Origin of the sequence: Dactylosporangium sp. NPDC000521 (assembly GCF_042898305.1) — a bacterium.
Taxonomy (GTDB): Bacteria; Actinomycetota; Actinomycetes; order Mycobacteriales; family Micromonosporaceae; genus Dactylosporangium.
Genome location: NZ_JBIAYW010000038.1, coordinates 62,136 through 66,197, shown reverse-complemented (window position 1 = coordinate 66,197; position 4,062 = coordinate 62,136). Strand labels below are relative to the sequence as shown.

Below are 4,062 nucleotides of genomic sequence, written 5' to 3'. Positions count from 1 at the left end.
AGAAGAACACCACCGCCAAGCCCTACCGCTGGACCTACGACGGCACTCCACTCAAGGCCGCATGACCCCGACGAACTAACGCGGCGCTGCACTAGGCTGACCCGGTGGCCCGCCCTCTGCTGCTCGTCGACTCCGCCAGCCTCTACTTCCGCGCGTTCTTCGGCGTGCCCGAGAAGGCGGCCCTCGCCCCCGACGGCACCCCGGTCAACGCCGTCCGCGGCTTCCTGGACATGCTCTCGACCCTGATCCGCGGCCGGCAGCCGGACCGGCTCGTCTGCGCCCTCGACGAGAGCTGGCGGCCGGCGTGGCGGGTGGCGCTGCTGCCGTCCTACAAGGCGCACCGGCTCACCCCCGCCGGCGGCGAGGAGGTCCCCGACGCCCTGTCGGTGCAGGTGCCGATCATCCTGGAGTTCCTGGCGGCGCTCGGCATCACCGCCGTCGGCGCCCACGACTACGAGGCCGACGACGTCATCGGCACCCTCGCCACCCGCGAGCCCGGCCCGGTCGAGGTGGCCACCGGCGACCGCGACCTCTTCCAGCTCATCGACGACACCCGCGAGGTGACCGTCCTGTACTGCGGCCGCGGCGTCGCGAAGCTGGAGGTCCTCGACAACGCCGGCCTGCACGCCAAGTACGGGGTGCCCGCCGCCGGCTACGCCGACTTCGCCGCCCTGCGCGGCGACCCGTCCGACGGCCTGCCGGGCGTCGCGGGCGTCGGCGAGAAGACGGCCGCGCGCCTCGTCGACCGGTACGGTGACCTCGACGGCATCCTCGCCGCGCTCGACGACCCGTCGTCCGGCTTCGCCCCGGGCCTGCGCACGAAAATCGCCGCCGGCCGCGAGTACCTCACCGCCGCCCGCGACGTGGTGGCGGTCGCCCGCACCATCCCGCTCGGCGACGTCGACACCAAGCTGCCGTCCTCCCCCGCCGACCCGGACGCGCTGCTCGCCCTCGCCGAGCGCTGGGGCCTCGCCGGCGCCACCAAGCGCATCGTCGACGCCCTCGCCGCCTAAGCCTCCGGGACGCGGACCGGGTCCACCTTCCAGATCTGCTCGCAGTACTCCCGGACGGTACGGTCGGAGGAGAAGTATCCGCACCGGGCCGTGTTGAGGATCGACATCCGCGTCCACCGCTCCGGATCCGTCCACGCCACCGCGACCGCGTCCTGGCAGTCCACATAGGACCGGTAGTCGGCGAGCGCCATGTACTCGTCGCGCCCCAGCATCGCGTCGACGACCGGGGCGAACACGCTGCGGTCACCCTTCGCGAACGTGCCGTTGGCGATCGTGTCGACGGCGAGCCGCAGCTCGAAGTCCGCCTCGTAGAACGACCGCGGCGAGTACCCGGACCGGCGCAGCGCCGTCGCCGCCGGGGTGTCCATGCCGAACAGGAAGAAGTTGTCCGCCCCGACCCGGTCCCGGATCTCGATGTTCGCGCCGTCCAGGGTGCCGATGGTGAGCGCACCGTTCAGCGCGAGCTTCATGTTGCCGGTGCCTGACGCCTCCTTGCCGGCCAGGGATATCTGCTCGGACAGGTCGGCGGCCGGGATGATGAACTGCGCCTTCGTCACGTTGTAGTCCGGCGGGAACACCACCCGCAGGTGCCTGCTGACGGCCGGGTCGGTGTTCACCACCTCGGCGACCGCGTTGACCAGCTCGATGAGCTGCTTCATCGCGTGGTAGCCCGGCGCCGCCTTCCCGCCGAAGAGCACCGTGCGCGGCACGTACGCCGCCTGCGGGTCGGCCCGGATCCGGTTCATCATCGTGATCACATGCAGCAGCTTCAGCTGTTGCCGCTTGTACTCGTGGAACCGCTTGATCATCACGTCGCACAGCGCGTCGGGGTCGATGAGGACACCCGTGGACCGCTCGACGGCGGCGGCGAGCTCGCCCTTGTTGTGCCGCTTCACGTCCCGCCACGCGGCCCGGAACGCGGGGTCGTCGGCGTGCGGGCCGAGCCCGTGCAGCCGCTCCAGATCCGTCAGCCACCCCTCGTCGCCGAGCATCTCCGTGATCAGCTCCGACAGCGCCGGGTTGGCCATGCGCAGGAACCGCCGCGGCGTGACCCCGTTCGTCACGTTGTGGAACCGCTCCGGCCACAGCCGCGCGAAGTCGTGCAGCGTTGTCTCCGCCAGCAGCTTCGTCTGCAGCTCGGCGACCCCGTTGACGGCGGTGCTGCCGACGACCGCGAGGTGCGCCATCCGCACCCGCCGCTCGTCCCCCTCCTGGATGATGGACATGCGGCGCACGACGTCCTCGTCCCCCGGGTACGCCCGCCGCACCTCCTCCAGGAAGAAGTGGTTGATCGCGTAGACGATCTCCATGTGCCGCGGCAGGAGCCGCTCCAGGAGCGGGACCGGCCAGGTCTCGAGCGCCTCCGGCAGCAGCGTGTGGCACGTGTAGTTGAACGTCCGGCGGGTGATCCCCCACGCCTTGTCCCACGCGAGCCCGTTCTCGTCGACCAGCAGCCGCATCAGCTCGGTCACCGCCATCACCGGGTGGGTGTCGTTGAGCTGGATCACCACCTTGTCGGCGAAGCCGTCCCATCCGCTGTTGCGCAGCCTGTACCGGCGGATGATGTCCCTCAGTGAGCACGCCACCAGGAAGTACTGCTGCTTGAGCCGCAGCTCCCGCCCGGGCTCCGTGCTGTCGTCGGGGTACAGCACCTTGCTGATGTTCTCGGCCCGCACGATGTCGTCGACGGCCTCGACGTACTGCCCGACCCCGAACCTCGCCAGGTCGAACGACTCGCGGCTGGCCCTGGCCTGCCACAGCCGGATGATGTTGACGGTCTGCGTCCCGTACCCGGGCACGAGCATGTGACTCGGCTCGCCCCTGACCGTCTCCCCCGGCGTCCACTTCTTCCTGAGGTTGGCCGGGTCGGTCGGGTCGGGCACGGTCGTGCCGTAGAACCCGACCAGCTGCCGGTCGTCGGGCGCGGGGAACTCCCACGGGTTGCCGTAGAACGTCCAGTCGTCGGGCCGCTCGACCTGCCTGCCGTCGCGGAACGTCTGCTTGAAGATGCCGAACTCGTACCGGATCCCGTACCCGACCGCCGGGATGTCCAGCGTCGCCATGGAGTCCAGCAGGCACGCCGCCAGCCGCCCGAGCCCGCCGTTGCCGAGTCCGGGCTCGACGTCGTACACCTCGAGCGCCTCGAGCGACACCCCGAGATCCTGGGCGATCGGCCTGACCCACCGCTCCGTGTCCGTGTACAGCAGGTTCTGCCTGAGCTGCCGCCCCAGCAGGTACTCCGCCGACAGGTAGTACACGAACCGCGGATTGGCCGCGTAGTGCGCCTCCGCCGTCCTCGCATACCTGTCGACCAGCCTGTCCCGCACGGTCACGGCCAGCGTGTGGTACCCGTCAGGCCCGCTCGCCGACTCGATCGTCGTGCCACGCTGGTAGTAGAGGTTGGAGATCAGGTCCCGCTCGAAGTCCTCGAGCGAGTCGCCAACAGTGCGCCTGGGTCGGGGCCGCGCCTCGGTCACCCGCCAAGTATCCGCCAGCCGATCATCCCCGGCCCCCCGTCTCCCCAACTTTCTCCCCCTCCCCGCCCACCCCCTCACCCCACGACCCCTCACATCACGAGCACCACACCGGTGCCACACAGCCAGCAATCGACGGTCCGCGCTCATTCCGACGACGGCGCGGCAGCACCGAACGACGCCCTCGACGGCGCTAGACCATGCGAGAACGAAGGCCGGGGAACATCACCCAACCACGGCACGGACCGCAACCACGCCACCAGGCGCCCGGCCCCAGGCCCGGGCGGAAAGAACCCACCCTCCGCGCTGTCTTGCAACTGCGAAATCCCACATGGACCGGCGAACCCGCACGCGGACAGCAACCACCGAGACCGCGAACGCGACCCGAACGCGAACCCCCGACCTTGATCGAAGGACAGCCCTGGCCGCCCGAACGACCACCACACGACTTCGATCACACCCGCAGAACGGCCGCCAGCCGAAAGTGACGCCGCGCAAACTTCCCGACCACCGCCCGGACGAGCAAGCACCCCTCGACCCAACGACGAATCCCGCCACCACGACGACCGAATCAG

2 protein-coding genes are annotated in these 4,062 nt (G+C 70.2%); one reads left to right on the top strand and one right to left on the bottom strand.

The annotated features are described in order from the left end of the window. The first annotated feature begins 104 nt into the window (after positions 1–104). Entirely contained in the window at positions 105–1,013 is a 909-nt protein-coding gene (locus ACFY3L_RS52155) for a 5'-3' exonuclease H3TH domain-containing protein (protein ID WP_389342599.1), read from the top strand. On the opposite strand, the gene ACFY3L_RS52150 is transcribed toward ACFY3L_RS52155, so the two are convergent. Then, entirely contained in the window at positions 1,010–3,490 is a 2,481-nt protein-coding gene (locus tag ACFY3L_RS52150) for a glycogen/starch/alpha-glucan phosphorylase (RefSeq protein ID WP_389342597.1), read from the bottom strand. The genes ACFY3L_RS52155 and ACFY3L_RS52150 overlap by 4 nt on opposite strands. Positions 3,491–4,062: the final 572 nt, after the last annotated feature.